The organism is Micromonospora mangrovicola (genome assembly GCF_047200535.1).
Taxonomy (GTDB): domain Bacteria; phylum Actinomycetota; class Actinomycetes; order Mycobacteriales; family Micromonosporaceae; genus Micromonospora.
This window is the reverse complement of sequence record NZ_JBJZOG010000113.1, coordinates 1-18,857: the sequence shown is the minus strand read 5'-3', so window position 1 is coordinate 18,857 and position 18,857 is coordinate 1. Positions and strand designations below refer to the sequence as shown.

Annotated in this window: 17 protein-coding genes and 1 pseudogene; 16 read left to right on the top strand and 2 right to left on the bottom strand. The window is 69.4% G+C overall.

Annotated elements, in window-relative coordinates:
• Window positions 1-533: 533 nt before the first annotated feature.
• Window positions 534-3,293, bottom strand: coding sequence for a glycosyl hydrolase (locus tag ACL02O_RS29260; RefSeq protein WP_412821402.1), 2,760 nt, complete (start codon window positions 3,291-3,293; stop codon window positions 534-536).
• 317 nt (window positions 3,294-3,610) lie between these two features.
• Here ACL02O_RS29260 and ACL02O_RS29255 point away from each other — a divergent pair, with 317 nt between their 5' ends.
• The 10 genes from ACL02O_RS29255 (at window position 3,611) to ACL02O_RS29210 (ending at window position 12,935) form a co-directional block, all read left to right on the top strand.
• A complete protein-coding gene (locus ACL02O_RS29255; RefSeq protein ID WP_412821401.1) occupies window positions 3,611-3,853 on the top strand; it encodes a hypothetical protein in 243 nt (80 codons plus the stop codon).
• Between the two features lie 66 nt (window positions 3,854-3,919).
• The gene (locus tag ACL02O_RS29250) at window positions 3,920-4,792 is read left to right on the top strand and encodes a S1 family peptidase (RefSeq protein ID WP_412821400.1); all 873 of its coding nucleotides are present in this window, start codon (window positions 3,920-3,922) and stop codon (window positions 4,790-4,792) included.
• 258 nt (window positions 4,793-5,050) lie between these two features.
• Window positions 5,051-6,343, top strand: coding sequence for an IS110 family RNA-guided transposase (locus ACL02O_RS29245; RefSeq protein WP_412821399.1), 1,293 nt, complete (start codon window positions 5,051-5,053; stop codon window positions 6,341-6,343).
• A 631-nt stretch (window positions 6,344-6,974) separates the two neighbouring features.
• Window positions 6,975-7,316, top strand: coding sequence for a CbrC family protein (locus ACL02O_RS29240; RefSeq protein WP_412821398.1), 342 nt, complete (start codon window positions 6,975-6,977; stop codon window positions 7,314-7,316).
• Between the two features lie 68 nt (window positions 7,317-7,384).
• Window positions 7,385-7,906, top strand: coding sequence for a hypothetical protein (locus tag ACL02O_RS29235; RefSeq protein WP_412821397.1), 522 nt, complete (start codon window positions 7,385-7,387; stop codon window positions 7,904-7,906).
• Window positions 7,907-7,943: 37 nt separating this feature from the next.
• Window positions 7,944-8,102 (top strand): hypothetical protein, encoded by a 159-nt coding sequence (locus tag ACL02O_RS29230; RefSeq protein ID WP_412821396.1) that lies wholly within the window; start codon window positions 7,944-7,946, stop codon window positions 8,100-8,102.
• Between the two features lie 329 nt (window positions 8,103-8,431).
• Window positions 8,432-9,124, top strand: a complete 693-nt coding sequence (locus ACL02O_RS29225; protein WP_412821395.1) for an ABC transporter ATP-binding protein — start codon at window positions 8,432-8,434, stop codon at window positions 9,122-9,124.
• A gap of 346 nt (window positions 9,125-9,470) precedes the next feature.
• On the top strand, window positions 9,471-12,311 hold the full coding sequence (locus tag ACL02O_RS29220; protein ID WP_412821394.1) for an FtsX-like permease family protein: 2,841 nt from the start codon (window positions 9,471-9,473) through the stop codon (window positions 12,309-12,311).
• A 55-nt stretch (window positions 12,312-12,366) separates the two neighbouring features.
• Window positions 12,367-12,603, top strand: a complete 237-nt coding sequence (locus tag ACL02O_RS29215) for a hypothetical protein (RefSeq protein WP_412821393.1) — start codon at window positions 12,367-12,369, stop codon at window positions 12,601-12,603.
• Window positions 12,604-12,617: 14 nt separating this feature from the next.
• On the top strand, window positions 12,618-12,935 hold the full coding sequence (locus ACL02O_RS29210; protein WP_412821392.1) for a thioredoxin domain-containing protein: 318 nt from the start codon (window positions 12,618-12,620) through the stop codon (window positions 12,933-12,935).
• Between the two features lie 440 nt (window positions 12,936-13,375).
• On the opposite strand, the gene ACL02O_RS29205 is transcribed toward ACL02O_RS29210, so the two are convergent.
• Window positions 13,376-13,585 (bottom strand): hypothetical protein, encoded by a 210-nt coding sequence (locus tag ACL02O_RS29205; RefSeq protein ID WP_412821391.1) that lies wholly within the window; start codon window positions 13,583-13,585, stop codon window positions 13,376-13,378.
• Window positions 13,586-13,728: 143 nt separating this feature from the next.
• Here ACL02O_RS29205 and ACL02O_RS29200 point away from each other — a divergent pair, with 143 nt between their 5' ends.
• The 6 genes and pseudogenes from ACL02O_RS29200 to ACL02O_RS29175 all read left to right on the top strand — a co-directional run bounded on the left by ACL02O_RS29200 (window position 13,729) and on the right by ACL02O_RS29175 (window position 18,524).
• Window positions 13,729-13,965 carry a hypothetical protein gene (locus ACL02O_RS29200; protein WP_412821390.1) on the top strand — a complete coding sequence of 79 codons (237 nt, stop codon included), beginning with the start codon at window positions 13,729-13,731 and terminating at the stop codon, window positions 13,963-13,965.
• 360 nt (window positions 13,966-14,325) lie between these two features.
• Window positions 14,326-15,504 (top strand): HEAT repeat domain-containing protein, encoded by a 1,179-nt coding sequence (locus ACL02O_RS29195; protein WP_412821389.1) that lies wholly within the window; start codon window positions 14,326-14,328, stop codon window positions 15,502-15,504.
• Window positions 15,501-15,719, top strand: coding sequence for a hypothetical protein (locus ACL02O_RS29190; RefSeq protein ID WP_412821404.1), 219 nt, complete (start codon window positions 15,501-15,503; stop codon window positions 15,717-15,719). Before ACL02O_RS29195 ends, ACL02O_RS29190 begins: the two co-directional genes overlap by 4 nt.
• Window positions 15,720-15,854: 135 nt before the next feature.
• A pseudogene (locus ACL02O_RS29185) lies at window positions 15,855-16,712 on the top strand (radical SAM protein); the annotation flags it as partial.
• Between the two features lie 375 nt (window positions 16,713-17,087).
• The gene (locus ACL02O_RS29180; RefSeq protein WP_412821403.1) at window positions 17,088-17,903 is read left to right on the top strand and encodes an SAM-dependent methyltransferase; all 816 of its coding nucleotides are present in this window, start codon (window positions 17,088-17,090) and stop codon (window positions 17,901-17,903) included.
• A 48-nt stretch (window positions 17,904-17,951) separates the two neighbouring features.
• Window positions 17,952-18,524 carry a hypothetical protein gene (locus ACL02O_RS29175; protein WP_412821388.1) on the top strand — a complete coding sequence of 191 codons (573 nt, stop codon included), beginning with the start codon at window positions 17,952-17,954 and terminating at the stop codon, window positions 18,522-18,524.
• Window positions 18,525-18,857 lie beyond the last annotated feature (333 nt).

The window sequence follows — 18,857 nt, the reverse complement described above, 5'->3', positions numbered from 1 at the left end:
TCGTCGCTCGTCGCTCGTCGCTCATCGCGATGTGCGCGGTGGCTTCTGGCACTTTATCTAGCGGCGTTCGTCCCCGTCCGTGACATCGGGCTACGATCCGCGCCCGGTCGCCGCCGACTGTCCTCATCTCGGGCCGTTGTTGTCGACAGCGGTTATGGGTAGGCGCGACTCGCCCTTCGGATCCTAGGGTGGCGTCCATGTCGGGCCGGCGGGGACGCATACGTCGGGAGCTGGGTGGCTTCCTCAAGGAGTATGGCCGCAGCTCTCGGTCTCGCAACGGGACGGATCCGAGCGATCGCCAGTACAGCCGCAAACTGGAGACCCAAATCAAGCGGATGCGCCCTGAGGACCTCGACCGCCTGATGCGGGACGACGAAGACGACGATCAGTAGCCACGGACCGTCAGTCTGCAAGGTGCCTTGGCTTTGACCCAGGTTCACGGCAGTGACCGAGCCGCTGGCCGGCGCTGGACCGGCACGCGCCGATGGCCGGGCGCCGACTGGGTGCCCGGCCATCGTTGTCGCCTCGTCCCGCTACAGCAGGCTCAGCGGCGTCTTCCAGATGCCCCGGCCGTGGGTGGCCGCGTAGAGGTACCCGTCGGGCCCGATCGTCAGGTCGAACACCGTGGTGAGCGGCAGCGCGCCTGCGGTGCCGGAGACGCCGCCGATCCGCCGCCAACTGCTCACGTCGCCAGCGCTGTCGACAGTGCCGACCATGACGCCGTAGTCGGTGCCGACGATGAGCTTGCTGCCGTAGCGCACGGCGTCGGTGGCGGGCACGTCGGGTGTGCCGGCCGACTCGTTTGTCCAGGTCACCTTGCCGTCCTTGGTGAGGATGCCCTTCCACACGTGGTCCTGGGCCGCTCCGGGGCCCTCGATGAAGCGGCGGTTGTAGCCGTTGAACACCACGTAGACGGTGGCGGTGCTGCTGGTCACCTGGTCGATGTGGACCGCATTCGGGAAGCGCGACGGCAGCCCGGTCATGTCCAGCTCGTGCCAGGCACCACCGAAGTTGGTCTGCACGCCGCGGGAAAAGCCTGCGCTGTTGCAGTTGCTCTCCCCGCACCAGGCCGCAACGACGATGTCCCTCGTAGCGTCCCGCTTCGCGGTGGGGTCGGCGACGGCGTCCAGCCCGACGACCATCCGGCCCGCCGTGCCCAGCGTGGCCCGCTTTGTCCAGCCGTGGTTAGCGAGCGACTCGGCCTGCTCCGCCGTGGTGGAAAAGCCGAGGTCGTGGGTCCAGACCGCGTTACCACCGGCGACCCACCGCTCGCTGGCGTGGTCCCCGGTGTTCTCCGAGCCTCGCACTGGTCGGAAGGGGGCGGTGAACCGAGGGTTGCTGTCCGGCACGGCCAGGTCGATGATCGCGTTCTTCGAGCCGTCGGTCTGCCCACAGGTGGTGGTCATCCACAGCTCAAGATAGACGTACTCGTCGAGGATGTGGCAGCCGTTGCGCGGGTCGACGATGATGTCGCCGCCGTCGCCGCCGAACGGCGAGACCATCTCGGCGTTGCCCTGGTTGTCCTTGCGGTCCCCGCGCAGCAGCGAACCACCGTTGTCCTGCAGACCGCCCGAGATCGCCCAACCACCCCGCTCCGGGTCGGCGCCGACGCCGACCGAGTAGTACTGCAGGGTGCCCAGACCCGGCGAATGGTTTGCCCAGTCCTTCGCGTGCCCCAGCTTGTCCAGGGTGCCGTTGATGGGCCGGGACTTCACGCCGCCGTCGTTGCCGACATACACCCGGTTGCCGTACGTGACAATCGAGTGCTGGTCGGAGTGGGTGGTCTGCGGGCAGGTGTTCTCGGCGTCCGAGATCGCCCAGCACTTCAGGCCGAAGTTCCAGTAGGGACCGGGGGTGGTCCAGCTTCTCCCGCCGTCGCTCGTTTCGTAGACCTCCTCCAGACCCAACCACAGGTGGTCTGGGTGCCCGGGCTCGGCCAGGATGAAGTTGTTGTACCAGGCCTGCACGCCTGGACGGTAGAAGACGCCGTTGCCGCCGCTGAGCGCCGAGCCCGACGCCTGCAGTTTGCCGCTGTCCGCGATCTGCGTCCACGGCCCGGCCAGGGTGCCGCTGGCGGACTTGAAGACGCCGTAGAGCACGGTCATCGGCGAATGGCTGATCTTCGTGGGGGATTCGACCACGGCGTACAGGACGCTCTTCCGACCGGCCGCGTCGGTGCCCCAGGCGAACTCGGCGTTGCCGACCTGCTGGTAGCCCAGCGCGCCCTGCGGATTCACCTGGGTGAAGCTGCCCCCGGTCGGGCTGTAGTAGAAGCCGTTGTAGCTCGCGTCTCCGCTACGCCAGGCGGCGTTGGCCAGCACGCCGCCGGCGTTGTCGATGGCGACGTCGTTGACCATGTTCTTGTACGGCTGGCTGATGTCACTGTCCGCCGCCGGGTTCGGCATGAACACGTTGGACCACGTCCGGCCCGCCACCGGCAGGTTGCTGCCGTCCAGCGGGTAGCGCCACAGGCCGCGGGTGGTCGCCGCGTACGCCCAGTGGGTGACGTCGTCGAAGCGCACCTTGTTGATGCCGCGGCTCTCCAGCTCGGTGCCGCCGAGCCGGTCCGCGTCCTTGAATTGCGCGGTAGCGAGGTCGGGGCTGGCCGCCCGTGGGTTGCGGAACATGCCCGCGCCCACGTACGAGGTACCGCCGGTGTTGGCCTCACCGGTGGCGTACCAGAGGGCACCGTCGTGGTACTCCAGGTCGCCGGTGGACAGCGACAGAATGCTGTCGGAGATGGGCTGCCACGGGCCGTCGTCCGCCGGGTCGTCAACGTTGTTGAGCTTCTTGCGGAAGACCCCGCCGTTGGCGCCGCCGGCGAAGAGATAGCCGCCGCCGGCGGCAAGGCCCGTGACCCGCCCGGCGACATAGCCCGACCCGCCGGAGGAGTTGGAGAAGTTCGGGTCGCGGTAGTGAGGGTCGTCGGCGTCGTACGGCAGGTTCGTGACCTCCGACCAGGTACTGCCGTTGGAGGCGAGCGCCCGGAAGTCACCGAGGCTGGCGGAGAGTTGGCCGGGCGCGACGGACCCGTAGGGCGCGAGCCTGGCGTTGGCTACCGACGTGATCGAGCTGAAGATCTCTGAGGACTCGGACTCGGGATCGCCGACGATACCTTTGACGCCGTGCCCTTCCTCCTCTTCCTCACCACCGACCCGTTCCAGATAGCCGCGGTAATGCGGCTCGTTGTCGTCCCTGGTGGCGAGCAGGCCGGCGGTGGCGACCGCGGCGACGGCGACCGCGGTGGCGGTGACCGCCGCGACTCGCCTGCGCCGGGTGAGCAGTAAGGCCATGAGTCTGTCTCCTATGGGTTGGGAGGCTGCGGACCGGCAGAGCAGACGCTAGACCTGTGAAAGCTCGTTCGGAACTGTTCCATGCGTGGGTTTTCCGCAGACCGCAGGCGTGCGGTGGGCTCGCGTTACCAGCACCTCTTTCGCAGAACGCTGCCGCGGCGGTTTTTGGGTTAGCGTGACCGCTCCGGAGGCGCCCGATACTTGCCATAGGGCAACAAAAGGCAGAGCTGGATATAGAAGGATCTGACCGTTTTGCACAGCGATGCGATGCCGCGACACTCACCCTCCTCCGCGCATGCGCGCGTCGCTTCTGGTGGATGAGCGAGGTCGGCACCTGGGTTCGCCGAGCGACGGCGATCAAGGCGATGGAGGCTCCGGAGCGTCGCCTCGATCGCCTGGATCATGAAGGCGCGTCGTACCAGGCGTCGCATCGACGAGCGGCGACATGGCCCCATCGACGTTCCGGCTTCTGCAATTCGCGCAATGCCACTTGCCATCTGATTGATACATTTGGATACTGCGTGAAGGTTGCGCCGCGAAGCACCCGGCTCACCCGCTGAGGCGTCTCGCGGTGTGCACGGACGGGACCCACCTGACGTCCCGCCGACTCGTGAGGAGGAAGCCCCGTGAGGATCACCCCCAGCACGATGCGCAGCCCTGTCGGTCGGCTGCTCGCGGCCGCCGTCGCGGTCACCCTCGGAGTGTTCGCCCTGCCGACCGGCGCCACCGCCGCGCCCAGGTACGGCGCAGACGCCCTCGCCGCTGCGAACGCCGCAGTCGACCGGTCCGGCGTCGAAGGCATCTCCTGGTACACCGACGCCGCCAGCGGTCGCGTCGTGGTCACCGCGGACAGCAGCGTGTCCACGGCGGAGATCGCCACGCTCAAGCGGGCCGCCGGCGTCAACGCCTCCGCACTACGGATCAAGCGCACCTCCGGCGTGTTCAGCCCACTGCTGTCCGCCGGTGACGCCATCTACGGCGGCAAGTACCGCTGCTCGCTCGGTTTCAACGTGGTCAGCGGCAGCACCTACTACTTCCTGACCGCCGGGCACTGCGGCAGCCTGGCCAGCACGTGGTACGCCAACTCCGGCCACACCACGCTGATCGGCCCGACCATCGGCTACAGCTTCCCCGGTAACGACTACGCGCTCGTCCGCTACGACAACACCTCGCTGACCCACCCCGGCGGCTTCACGCTCGCCGACGCGTTCGTGGGCGAGTCGGTCACCCGCGACGGATCGACCACCGGCGTGCACACCGGCAAGGTCACAGCACTCGACGTGTCCGTGCGCTACGTCGGCCACCCCGGCGGCAAGGTCAGCGGCCTGATCGAGACGAACGTCTGCGCCGAAGGCGGCGACTCCGGCGGCCCGCTCTACGACGGCACCAAGGCCCTCGGCCTGACCTCCGGAGGCAGCGGCGACTGCACGTCCGGCGGCACCACCTACTTCCAGCCCGCCCGCGAAGCCGCCAACGCCTACGGCGTGACCATCCTCTAGAACACATCGGGGTGCCCGGCTGACAGTTCAGGGGTCTCGTCGAGACGCCGCGCAGGCGGGAAAATCGGGCGTGGTCGCCCGCCGACGTCGTTGTGTCTCTGGCGCAGGTGAGGCCGTCTGACAGTTTGACGCCGGGAGCCGCTTCGAGGGGCTGCGCATTGTTGCCACGAGCACGCGGGTCCGACTCTCCCGTTCCCTTTGGCTCCCGCGGGCGTCCATGCCTGGTTCCGTGCCGAGTGGGTCGTCAGGGAGATCGTGGTGGATGAGGACGGAGATCAAAGCCTGTACGTCGAGCGGATCGCGGCGCTCGATCTGGGCAAGGCGGTGCTGGAGGCGTGCGTCCGGTCGCCGCATCCGAGCAAGCCCGGGCGGCGGGTGCAGGAAGTGCGCTCGTTCGAGACCCGCACGGCGCAGCTGTTGGCGCTGGCGGACTGGCTGCGCTGTGAGCAGGTCACGACCGTGGTGATGGAGTCGACGTCCGACTATTGGAAGGGGGTGTACTACCTGCTGGAGGCCGAGGGCTTCGACTGCCGGCTCGCGAACGCCCGCGAGGTCAAGAACGTGCCGGGAAGGCCGAAGACCGACAAGGCCGATGCGGTATGGCTGGCCAAGGTCGCCGAGCGGGGCATGTTCCGCCCGTCGCTGGTGCATCCGGAACCGATCCGCCGGTTACGGGACTTCACCCGTTACCGCCGGTCTCTGGTCCGGGACCGGTCGCGGGAGAAGCAGCGGGTGGAGAAGCTGCTCGAAGATGCGCAGATCAAGCTGTCCAGTGTGGTCAGTGACCTGTTCGGTGTCTCCGGCCGGGACATGCTCGACGCCCTGGCGGCCGGGCAACGCGACCCGAAGATACTGGCCGGCCTGGCCCGTACCAGCATGCGCGGCAAGACCGCGCTGCTCGTCGAGGCGCTGACGGGGTTCTTCACCGCGCATCACGGGGAACTGTTGGCGATGATGCTGACCAACATCGACCGGCTGACCGAGCAGATCACCGCGCTGGAGGCACGTATCGAGGAGTTGGTCGCCCCTTTCTGCCACCAGGTGGAGCAGCTGGCTGAGATCCCCGGCGTCGGCCGGATCGGCGCCGCCGAGATCATCGGAGAGGTCGGGGTCGACATGACCCGATTCTCGACCGCTGCCCACCTGGTGTCCTGGGCCAAGTTCGCGCCCGCCGTCCACGAGTCGGCCGGCACGAAGAAACAGAAGAAACGCCCGAAGGGCAACCCGTGGCTGGCCGCCACCCTCGGCAACGCCGCCGGCGCCCAGACCCGGGCCCGGACCTTCCTGGGCGCCCGTTACCGGCGCATCGCCCGGCGCCGCGGCAAGGGCAAAGCCATGGTCGCCGTCGGCAACAGCATCCTGACCATCGTCTGGCACCTGCTGTCCGACCCCGACGGCCGATTCCACGACCTCGGCGCGGACTACTACGAGACCCGCATCAACGCCGAACGTCGGGCCCGCAACCTCGCCGCCGCTCTCCAAGCCGTCACCGGCCAAAAGATCACCATCCACGGAGGTAAAGCCATCATCGTCGAACCCACGGCGGCCTGAACCCATAGCCCCACCGCCACCCCACACCCGGCTCCGCTGCGCTACGCCGGGTGCCTTCGGCCTGCCCACTCACCGTTGGATTTTCGGGTCAGCCACCCGGCCGACGGCCGGGCACGCCACAGGAGAACGTCTGCGCCACAGCCTCGAAGGCTGCGTTTCCAGTTGTCACGCGCAGGCAGCGCTGGGCCTGCCGACAGGTACGTCCGTGCTGGCCAGGGTCCCCTTCCGACCCTCGTGCCGACTGGCGTACCTGGGCATCACGAACGTATTCGCGCTGCTACCGCTGAGGGCCCTCATGCCGTGGCCAGGTCGCGAAGGACAGGCCGGCCGCCGTTGGAACGGCGTGCACGATCATGAGGGCGATCACGTAGAAGGCCACGCCGGGTCGAGCGAGGGCCAGCGGTATGCAGCCCACTCCGGCCACCCCGGCCAACCTGGTGGCGGCCCGGGAACCGTTCCACCGCCGCTCAATTCGGCGTCGGGCGCCTGGAACTGCTTCCGCCATCTGTCGCTGTCGGCTTCGGCCATCGGGAACGTCGGGTGCGGTGCGGTCGCCTGGCGTTGTGCGATCCGCGCGCGCTGGACGTCCTTGTCGACGGGCAGGTAGATCACCTGATAGGATGCCCGGCCGATGTTGCCAGCCAGCGCAGCCCCGACCGACCTGCCGCCAGGCGTTCCGGTTGCCGTCGAGGAGGTCACGCAACGCACGCCGGGGTTCGACTCCTGGCAGCAGCCGAGCTGGCCGTATCACTGCGGCGACGGCGCCGCGTTTCTCGGCGCCTCGGGATACGAAAAGCTGTGCGCCCACCCTGACACGTTGGGGATGATCCGCGACGATCTGCACCGGCTCGGGTGGCCGGCAGATCAGGCCGATGCGATGCTGCGGCGGATGGATCGCAGCGGTGAGCCGACGGCGTACCTGTTCCGGTGCCTGCACTGCGACGTGCACCTGGCCTCCTGGGATATCGGATGATCGGCGGCAGCAGGTACAGGTCAGCAGACGCCGGCGCGTCGGCCGGTGATGGGCGGACTTGGTAGTCGATGGACGGGGCGTACATCCGGCGCTGGCGCGAGGACGTTACCGCGCGCCTGGACCGGCTGCTGCCGGGATTCGAAGTCCGGTTTGGTTACCCGCCGAGCCGGCACACGATCGGCGGCCCGGCAGGAAAGGGGGAGCTCGCCTCGGTCACGAGCACGCGTCTGCCCGGTGATCTGCTCGTGTGGTACGGGCAGGTGCGCGAAGTGACCTTGCCGGACATCGGCAACGGCTACTTCATCCACGATCCCGGCCTGGTCGCGTGCCGGGAGGTGACGTCTATCCGGGGGCGCTTCGACGCGGACGTGGTTGTGTTCGCCAGTGATGGCGGCGGTGCCCTGTTCGCGGTGGAGGCGGTGACCGGGTCGCCGGTGTACCGGCTGCCCGCCGGCGAGATGGTTGCCGGTGTCTACCGCAGCGATGATCCACGATTTGATGTGGTGGCAGGGAATCTGACCGGCTTTCTCGACCGGCTGCGCGACGCGGTCGAGGTGTTCGCTGCCACGGGCGCAGCCGGCGACTTATAGAAACGGCTGGCACGGCTCGATCCGTGAGGTGAGAGTCGTGGCTGTGGCACAGGTCGTGGAGTGTGACAGCATACTCGTCCGGGCCGGCACCACTTTGCTGGTCGTCCAGGAGCAGGGCAACAAATCCGGCGGCGACAACTACCTCGCCCAGGTCGCCGAAGCCGCGCTCCGCAGATACCAGGCGACCGGATCCTGAGTGGTCTTCCGCGCTCCCGAGGGTGGCGTCATCCGTACGATGTTCACGAACCAGGCGCCCGTAGATCCTTCCGGTACTGCTCCGGCAGGGCGGAGATCCACTCAACTGGAGGGGTCTCCACCGGCGCCGGCGACGTTCAGTCTTCTCGAAAGTGACGGTTGATTGATCGACTGTCACTAATGTATATTCACTTGTCATGCCGAGCAATACGGGGGCTGGGCGATGAGACAGTTGCTCTTGCATTTTCGATTCCTGCGCGCTTCCGCATCCATAATCCGCACCGGACGCGGACCGGCCACCGCCGTCGCGCTGGCGTCGCCGGATGGCCGATGAGCGCCAGTGGCGGAACCACCACTCGGGGAGCGGCCATCCGGGTGGCCGACCTGGTCAAGCGGTTCCGCTCCGGCGACGAGACGATCGTCGGCGTCGACCGGATCACCCTTGACGTGCCGGCGGGTGCCACCGTCGCGGTGACCGGCCCGAGCGGTTCGGGCAAGTCCACCCTGCTGCATCTGATCGGCGCGATCGAACGCGCCGACGAGGGCCGCATCGAGGTCGACGAGGTGGCGGTGACCGCTCTGTCGGGCAGGCGGCTCGCCGACTACCGCAGAGGGACCGGTTTCGTTTTCCAACGATTCCACCTGCTGCCCGCCCTGTCCGCGCTGGACAACGTTCTCGCGCCACTGCTGCCGTTCCGGGCCGGGCCCGACGAGGTCGACCGGGCCCGGAACCTGCTGTCCGAGGTGGGGCTGGCCGGCCGGGAGCGCGCCATGCCCGGACAGCTTTCCGGCGGTCAGCAGCAGCGGGTCGCCATCGCGCGGGCCCTGGTCGGCCGGCCCCGGCTGCTGTTGGCCGATGAACCGACCGGCAACCTGGACTCGGCCACCGGCGCCGCAATCATCGATCTGCTCTGGCGGCTGCGCGACGAGCACGGCATGACCCTGCTCATGGCGACCCACGAGGCATCCCTCGCGGACCGCTGCGACCGGACCGTCGAGATTCACGACGGGCGGATTGTCTAGCGCCGACCCATCGGCGCGGAAACGGGGGTGAGGCGATCGGGAACCGACAGCGTCACTAATTCGTACAACGCTCATCGACAGCTCGATATATTCGTTCCGAAGCTGACGGCACAGGCGGCCAGCACCGCCTGCAGCTGCTGGACGGAGTACTGCAGCTGCACCAGCGGTTACGTCCGGGTCCGGGACTGCTGCAAGGGCTGCGACAGCACCGGTACGACCTGCGGCTACTGCCGCACCACCGCCACGCACTGCTGACCTGACGCGCGATAGCGATCACGACACCGTTCCGGCCGACCGTAGGTCGGCCGGGACGGCCCGTACTGCCCGAGCGGAGAAGCTCCCACCCATGTTGCGGATGGTCTGGTCACAGCTACGGCACACCCGCGGCCGGAGCCTGGCGGTGTTCGCCGCCGTGCTGGTCGCGACCACCGGGTTCACCGCGCTCACCGGTGTCGCAGCCACCTCGCGGCTGGTCGCCCGCGGCTCCATCGACGGTCAGTTCCGGCCGTCGTACGACATCCTGGTCCACCCGTCGGGGCCCGCCGGCGGTCTGCTGCACCAGGACCGGCCCACCGCAGCCTACGGCGGTATCACTCTGGACCAGTGGCGGCGGATCGAGCGCATCCCCGGGGTCGGGGTGGCCGCCCCGTTGGCGGTCCTCGGGCTCGCCGACATCCGTCCCGACCTGCGGGTCGACGTGACCGACCAGGTCGACCGGACAGCTGAGCGGCAGGTCATCGAGGTCGCCCCCCGGATCAGCGCAGATCGTGGGCTGAGCACGCTCGCCGCCGCCCCCACCTACGTGTACGTGTCCCGCCGCCCCCTGCTGCCACTGTCCCAGATCAGCGGCGACCAGCGCATGTTCGTCTACACCGACGGCACCCGCATCGACCAGACCACCTCCGCCGCCGAGTGCCCGGGCACCGGTGGGGGAGGCGCCCTGGAGGTGCAGCCCGACGGGCGGCGCCTGCAGGTGTGTGCGACCGCCGTGGGCAGCTTCGAACCGGGCACCCGCCGGAGCAAGATCAGCGCGCTGCAGGCATACCAGCTGCTCCCCGACGGCACCTTCCGGTTGGCGTCCGTGATCACACTCGGCCGCCCCGCCGCCGCCATACCCGCCACCGCCCGACTGGAGCTCCGGCTACCCGCGGTCGTACCGATGCTCGTGGCCGGGATCGACCCCGCGGCCGAGGCACGTCTGTCCGGCCTGAATCGGGCGGTACGCCAGGGCCGCTACCTGACCGGCTCCGACACCATCGGCCCCGCGGCCAGGAGCACATCGACGTCCCCGTTCACACCGGTCGGCCCGGCAGGCCGGGCACTTCCGGTACTCGCCGCCACGGACCTCGCGGTCGACGAGCAGATGAACCTCGCCGTGTCCCGACTCACGGGCCAGACCGCCCGGCGGGTGCCCGGCTCCACAACAGAAGCGCTGTGGCCACTGCTGCGCGACTCGACGAGGACACCCCCACAGGCGGCCGCATACGACCTGGGACGGCTCTACCGCGCCCGACTCGACACAGCCCTGGCCGGCAACACCCCCCTGTCCGGCGTACAGACCCTGCTGCGGCCCGCACCACCGGCCTACACACCACAACCCGACGGCACCGGCCGGATACTGCCCCGGGCCGGTGAACCCGGCTCCACCGACCAGGCCATCGACGACCTGTGGCGGGACGCCTGGTTCAGCACCGGCGGCGTCGGCACCGGAGAGCCGATCATCCTGAACGGGCAGAGCGAGGAGTGGTCGATCACCCCCGTGGGCAGCTTCGCACCCGACGCCCTCCCCACCGCCGGCGGCGCCGCCCAGCAGGCCCTCGACCTGTATCGCCCGGCCGCGCCGGTGGGCGGCGACCCCCGTACCCGGCAACTGCTCGCCGACCGTCCACTACTACCCGGCGACGACCCGCTGGGCTACCCGCCCCGCCCACCCCACCTGCTGACCACCCTGACCGCCACCCACGACCTGTACAAGAGCGTCGGGTCACCGGCGGCGGACACACCGCTGAGCTCCGTCCGAGTCCGGGTGGCGGGCATCGACCGGTTCGACGAGGTGGCCCGGGAACGCGTCCGGCTCGTGGCCGACGAGATCGTCCACCAGACCGGACTGACCGTCGAGATCGTGCTCGGCGGCTCCACCGTACGCAGCCCCGTGCTGCTGCCCGCCAACCATCTCGGCCGTCCCGACCTGACCGTGGCCGAGGCCCGCACCCGCAAGGGCGTGGCCGCCGAGATCGTCACGGCCGTCGACCGCAAGAACATCATGCTGCTCGGACTGCTACTGGCGGTCTGCGCCCTGCTGGTCGGCAACGCGGTGTCCACCGCCGTCCGCGCCCGCCGCCGCGAACTGGCCATACTGGCCTGCGTCGGCTGGCCCGGCTGGCGACTGAGCCAGCTGGTCCTCACCGAAACCACCACCCTCGGCCTCGCCGCGGGCCTGCTCGGCGCCGGCCTGTCCGGGCCACTCGGCCACCTGGCCGGCGTCCAGGTCTCCGGCACCGTCGTCCTACTGTGCATACCGATCGCGGTGCTACTCACCGCGGTGGCCGGCGTGCTACCGGCGATCCAGGCCGCTCGCACCCGATCAGCCGAGGCGCTCCAGGCAGCCCCCGCGCCGGCCCGACGGTCCGCCCCACGGCGGACCTTCGCCGGACTCGCCGTGGCCAACCTGGTACGGGCGCCCGCCCGCACCCTCGCCGGAGCGGTCAGCCTTGCCGCCGGTGTCGGCGCGGTCACCTTGATCGCCGCCTCGCTCTGGGCGTTCCACGATGGCATGGTGGGCTCCCTGCTGGGCCAGGCCGTGTCGGTGCAGGTACGCGGAGTGGACCTGGTCGCGGTCGGTGGGGTGCTGCTGTTCGGGCTGCTCAGCGTGGTCGACGTGCTCTACCTCAACGTGCGGGAACGGTCAGCCGAGTTCGCCACCCTCCGGGCCGTCGGATGGCCGGACTCCGCACTCAACCGGCTGCTCGTCTACGAAGCCCTCGGCGTCGGGGTGCTCGGTTGCGTCCTCGGGACCGTGGCGGGCCTCGGATCGGTGGCCCTGCTGGTGGGCCACCTCGACGGCCGGCTGGCGGTCCTGGCGCTGGCCGTGACCGCCGGGGCGCTGCTGCTGACCGTGCTCGCCGCCCTGGTCCCGGCGATCCTCATCCGACGGCTCCCGACCGCCGCCCTGCTCACCGAACAATGACCACCATGGAACCGGACGACCGGCCGGCGGCCGGATCGACCCACGGGGAGGAACCATGACGTACCTGGTGACCGCACTGGTCGTAGTCGCGGCGCTGTGCCTGTTCAACCTGCTGCTCTCCTTCGGCATGATCCGACGGCTGCGCCAGCACACCGAACTGCTCAACCGGCCGCTGCACGAGCCGGCAGAGCGGGACCTGGTCCGCCCCGTCGGGTCCACCGTGGGGGAGTTCGCCACCACCACCGTCGACGGCGAGCCCGTGTCCCGGGACTCGGTCGGGGCGCAGCCCTGATCGTCTTCTTCTCCGTGACCTGCCCGGCCTGCCGGGAACGCAAGCCGGACTTCCTGGCCGGTGCCCCCCGGTACGCCGCCGCCGGCTGGACCGTCCTCGCCGTGGTCGTCGGTGACCCGGCCATCTCGGCCGAACTGGTCAGCGAACTACGACCCGCCGGGACAGTGCTGGCCGAGGACGTCGGCGGACCGGTGGGGGAGGCGTTCACCCTGACCGGCTACCCGGCCTTCGTCCTGGTCCGGGACAACCAGATCGTCGCCAGCTCGTTCGATTTCCACCAGCTGCCACCCGCCGACGCGCCGGTCGCATCGGCGACCGGGCTGGCCTCCTGACCGGGACCCGAGCGCGATCGCATGGGCTCCCGTCATCGGTGATCGCCGGTGCGAAGCTGAACAGGCGAGACGGCCACGCAGGGCCGTGAGCTGTTGGAATGTGGTTCGCGGCGGCCCGGTCGACAATGTCCTTGCGGGGCGGCGACGCTGCCCGGCCCGGATTCTGCCACGTATGGTCCGGCGGGGTTCGATCCCAGGGTGTTGTCATTCTGCGCCGATTGCACCTGGCTGCTGCTCCGGGCGCTGGGCTCGCCGGTGCGCCACTGGGGGCGCTCCGCGTTCCTTCTCGCGCCATTGCCCGGCGGTGTCGGCCGCAGAAGCGATGCCCTCGCCCCGCGCCCGTTGCAGGGTCCGCCATACCTGCAGCTGCCCGGCGCGCGCGTCGATGTCCGACCATCGCAGACCGAGGAGTTCGCCACGCCGGAGGAGGATGTAGCGGCCTACCAGGCTCGGTAGGGAGCGAGGGTCGACGGCCTGACCTTCGAAGTGGCCACCTGATCGAGCCAGTAGACCGCGTACGCCTTGACCGTCCAGCCGGTGGCCTCGGCCGGCAACCCGCGGTTGGAGCGTGCCTTGATCTCGGTGAGCTTGGCGTTGACCTCCTCGGCACTGGACCCGTAGACCGGGGCACGCTTGAACGTGCCGTTCACCGACAGCACCGACGCGGCCCCGGCCCCGGCGGCATCCTGAAGCGAGCTTTTCCGTCCCGGTTTGACGCGCGCCCCGGTAGGGAATTTCGCGGACACCTCAATGAAGGAGGCTGTATGAAGACGTCCGCTAGCGTCGGGCGCAGTTGCCGAGAGCCGACACGCCCATGCGTGGCGGTGCGTGCCGCAGCGCCAACCGCGAGGGGGCGAGCCTGATGGCTCGCGTCGGTCGCTACGGGATCCCAGGGTTCGTGTGGTTCCTGATCTGGCTCGTCGTCTGCATCTTGATCGTCATCCTGTTGGCCATGCTCATTCACCACTTCGGAGGCGCCTCGCTTTCGCTCAAGCTCGGCCACTTCTACCTGAACATCGGGGTCACCTGAACCGCCAGATCGTCGACACTCCAGCGCCGGTACCGCAGCAGGTTTGTTAGCCGTCACCGAAGGTGACGGCTAACACGGCTTGGAAGTGAGGTTCCCCCGGTTTGCCGGAGGGTTGGTTACCCGGCGGTGGGCTCACGCTGAGGTGGTGGGAGAATTGGGAGTGGCAAAGCATGGTCCGTACGGTGACTCGACTGGTTGCTGCTCGTGATCGAGGGTGCCAGTGGGGCGAGGCCCTGGCCTCCCTGACGTCGATGTCCTAGGACAGTTTAGAGGGTGCGCATCGGCGCAGACGGCGGCCTCGATCGCAGCGTTCAGCGCCGTCCCGGGGAGCATGCGCTGGGATAGACGGCAGCGTGTGGCATGGTGACGCAAATGATCGACAGTGCTGGAGCGTTGGAGGCCGTGGTCCGGCATGCCACGGAGCTTGAGGACGACTACGACGACATCGCGCCGATCCTCACCGCTTTGGCGGCGTGCGGGGACAGCACCTTGGTGCCCCGGTTACACGAGGCGCTCGACCGGTTCCTCGACGAGCAGAACTGCTACGGTCGGGACCTCATCGCCGGCATTCTGGCCGGCATCCAGGGTCAGGCTGCGCTTCCGGCGCTCCTGCGCGCATCGGCCCGCGATCTCGGTGACGACCAGGACAGCTTGACCGGCGACATCATCGACCTGTTGCACACGAACAAGACAGCCGCGCGTCCCACGGTGCTGGAACTGGCCACTGATGGCACCCCAGAACTACGCCGGGCAGGCCTGTGGGCGCTCGGATTCGTGGTCGAAGCGCAGGATGTCGAACTGCTGGCCGCAGCCGCGGCCGACGCCGACCCGCAGGTCAGGTCCGTGGCGATCGGCTCGATTCCCAACCCTGCTGGCGATGACCGAGCATTCCAGGTGCTCGTCATGGCGCTGCGTGACCTCGACGATCAGGTGCGCATGTCGGCGGTCAGCAGGCTCGGCTACACCGCCCGGGCCGACGCGGTTGCGCCACTCGCCGCCCTCGCCGCGGACCCCGACCCGCAGGTACGGTCCATGGTCGCGTACGCACTCGGCCAGCTCCGCAAGGTCGAGGCAACCCCGACGTTGCTGCGGCTGCGACACGACCCAGACCGGCACGTCCGCGAGAACGCGCCCGAAGCCCTTGGCTCAGTCGGCGGGACGGCGGCGGTCGACGCGTTGCTGCTGATCGCCGGCGACGATGACCCGCTGCTGCGAGCCCAGGCCGCTCGGGCGCTCGCGAAGGCGGTGGACTCGGATCCGCGCATACCGCCGCAGCTCACGACGCTGGCGCAAGACGACGAGCCAGCGGTGCGCGCCGCCACCATCAGCGGACCTGTCAGCACCGATAGCGTGCGATCGCGCTGGGCGTCGCTCGTGGTCGGGTTGGCGAACGACCCGGACCCGGTGGTCCGCCAGCGCGTCGCCGTTGCGGCACGCCGCCTCGTGCCCGACGACGCTTCCGAGATCCTTCACCGATACGCCAGCGACGCCGACCCGACCGTGCGCCGGGTCGCCGATGCCTGGAGGTGGCGAAGATGACGATCAGTAGTGCCCCGTCGAACACCTGCCCGATCCCCGACGCGCCGAGCGCGGCCACGATCATCACCAGCAGCCGGAGGGCGCAGTTCTGGTTCATCGAGGCGCTGGTCTACCTCGTTCTGGTGGCCACCGCGCTGATCGCCGTGCCAGGCGTGGACCGGTGGTCAGGCGGTTTGCCGGTTTCCCTCAGACGTGGTTCGGCATCTGCAGGGTGATTGGCATCCGCGCCGCGCGGGCTGCTCTTCGCTGTTCATCGGTGTGAGTCCGCTTGGTTTGGCACGTACGGCTGTCGCGGCATGGCAGTGTGACCGGTTGACGGGCCGGCAAAGAGGCAGAGTGGGCTGGCGACAATGGCAGGCACGCCGCGAGGAGCAGTCATGGCCGCTGTTGAACGCGTCCCCGTTCCTTCCGTGTCATCGGCGGTGAAGCGGGACCGGGAGGAGGTGTTCGTTGAGTACACCAAGTCGATCTGCCCGGTGTGCAAGATCGTCGTCGATGCTCAGGTCAACATCCGCGACGACAAGGTTTACCTGCGTAAGCGCTGCCCGGAGCACGGTCCGTTCGAGGCGCTGGTGTATGGCGACGCGCAGATGTACCTCGACGGTGCCCGGTTCAACAAGCCCGGCACGATCCCGCTGACGTTCCAGACCGAAATGGTTGACGGCTGCCCGTCGGACTGCGGCCTGTGTCCGGAGCACAAGCAGCACGCCTGCCTGGGCATCATCGAGGTCAATACCGGCTGCAACCTGGATTGCCCGAGCTGTTTCGCTGACTCCGGCCACCAGCCCGACGGCTACTCGATCAGCCTGCAGCAGTGCGAGCGGATGCTCGATGTCTTCGTGGAAAGCGAAGGCGAGGCCGAGGTGGTGATGTTCTCCGGCGGCGAGCCCACGATCCACAAGCAGATCCTCGACTTCATCGACGCCGCCCAGGCCCGCCCGATCAAGGCGGTCAACCTCAACACCAACGGCATCCGACTCGCCTCCGACCGGAGGTTCGTGGCCGCGCTGGGGGAACGCAACCGGCCCGGCCGGCCGGTCAACATCTACCTGCAGTTCGACGGGCTCGACGAGCGTACCCACCGGGAGATCCGCGGCCGGGACCTGCGCGCCATCAAGCAGCAGGCCCTGGACAACTGCGCCGACGTCGGGCTGACCGTCACTCTCGTGGCTGCGGTCGAGCGCGGCCTCAACGAACATGAACTCGGTGCCATCATCCGCCACGGCCTGGCCCATCCGGCGGTGCGCAGCATCTCGTTCCAGCCGGTCACCCACTCCGGCCGGCACGTCGCCTTCGACCCGCTGGCCCGGCTGACCAACTCCGACATCATCCACCTCATCGCGCAGCAGTTGCCCGACTGGTTCCAACCCAAGGACTTCTTCCCGGTGCCGTGCTGCTTCCCGACCTGCCGCTCGGTCACCTACCTGCTCACCGAAGGTGACCCCGGCACCCCGGACTTCGCCGTGGTACCGATCCCCAGGTTGCTCAACGTCGAGGACTACCTCGACTACGTGTCCAACCGGGTCGTGCCGGACTACGCCATACGGGAGGCGCTGGAGAAGCTGTGGTCGGCGTCGGCGTTCATGGGCACCGACACCACGCGCGACCGCCTCGCTCAGACCGCCGCGGCTCTGGACTGCGCCGCCACCTACGGCTCGGACGTGGTGGCCCTGCTGCTCGGCGACTCCTACCACCCCGGCGGCCTCGCCCTCACCCGCCGGCTCGCCGACCGGCTGGACCTGCGCGCCGGGGAGATCGTCCTCGATGTGGCCAGTGGCCGGGGGAGCACCGCTCTGACGCTCGCCACCGAGTACGCCGTCGACGTCACCGGCGTGGACCTGTCCGACGCCAACGTCGCCCGCGCCACCGACGCGGCACAGGCCGGCGGCCTCGCCGACCGCATCCGGTTCGAGACGGGCGACGCCGAGCGGCTACCCGTCGACGCGCAGTCGGTCGACGCGGTGGTGTGCGAGTGCGCCTTCTGCACCTTCCCTGACAAGCCCACTGCCGCCGCCGAGCTTGCCCGGGTGCTGCGCTCGGGCGGCCGGGTCGGCATCACCGACGTCACCGTCAATGCCGAGCGGCTCCCGACCGAGCTGGCCGGGCTGCGGGCGTGGGTCGCCTGTGTCGCCGACGCCCGCCCTCTCGACGGGTACGCCGCCCTGCTGAGCGGGGCGGGGCTGACCGTCACCCATACCGAACGCTGCGACGACGCGATCGTGGCCATGATCGATCAGATCGAGGCCCGCCTGGCCCTCGTGCGGATGACCGCACGAGCGCGGGCCGAGGCGCTCGGCGTGGACTTCGACCGCGTCCCGGCGGTGCTGGCCGCCGCCCGCGCCGCCATCGCCGATCGTGTCCTCGGCTACGCCCTGCTGACAGCCGTGAAACCGCGTTGACAGCGAAACGTTGACTCCCCGGCGCCGGACAGGAGATCGGAGGCGATCATGGCAGCACGGCTCGGCTGGACCATCGCGGCCGTCACCGCGGCCGCGGGCGTGATCGGGTACCGGGCGCTGGTCTCCGGCCAGCTCACCCTCGAGCTGGGCATCGGCTGGCGCACACGCGCCCTCGGGCCGCAGGTACTCGACATCGCCGCGCCCCGCGAGCTGGTCTTCGACGTGATCGCCCAGCCCTACCTCGGCCGGCCCACGAGGGCCCAACGGGAGAAGATCCAGGTGCTGGAACGCGGAGAGGGAATGGTCCTGGCCGCCCACCGCACGCCCGTCGGCCGTGGCCTGGTCACCCAGACGGTCGAGACGGTTACCCTCACCCGCCCCGACACCGTCGACTTCCGTCTCGTGCGCGGCCCCGTGCCGTACGTTCGGGAACGCTTCTCCCTCACCGACCACGGCGGTTACACCCGACTGGAGTACATCGGCGAGATGGGCACCGACGGCTGGGCGCTCGGCGCCGGGTGGGCGGCGGTGGTCGCGCGGCGATGGGAGGCGACGGTCGCCGACGCGCTGGCCACCGTGAAATCCGAGGCCGAACGCCGGCACGAACACGGTCAGGGCTAGGGCCGTACGGGCTCGTCGGCCAAACGCCAGCCGTCTGGCGCTAGACATCGGGGCTGCGCTGCTGCGGCGGCGGCTCAGCCGCCCCTGCTTGGCGTCCGGATCGCACGACGTGCCTCGTCAGGGGCAGCGGCGTTGCCGCGACGTTCGCAGCGGCGAGGCTCGTCGTTGCCCAGGCCGTGCCCGACAAACAACTTCGTGGACCACTTCCAGCCCGCGCTCAACTGCCCCACCAGCACCAGCAGCCCCAGCGCCCGGCAGCACCGCCGGCGGCGTGCTGGTGACTCCCATCCCTACCAGGGGGTAGCCTGCGGGCATGGCCGACAGGAGCCCCGA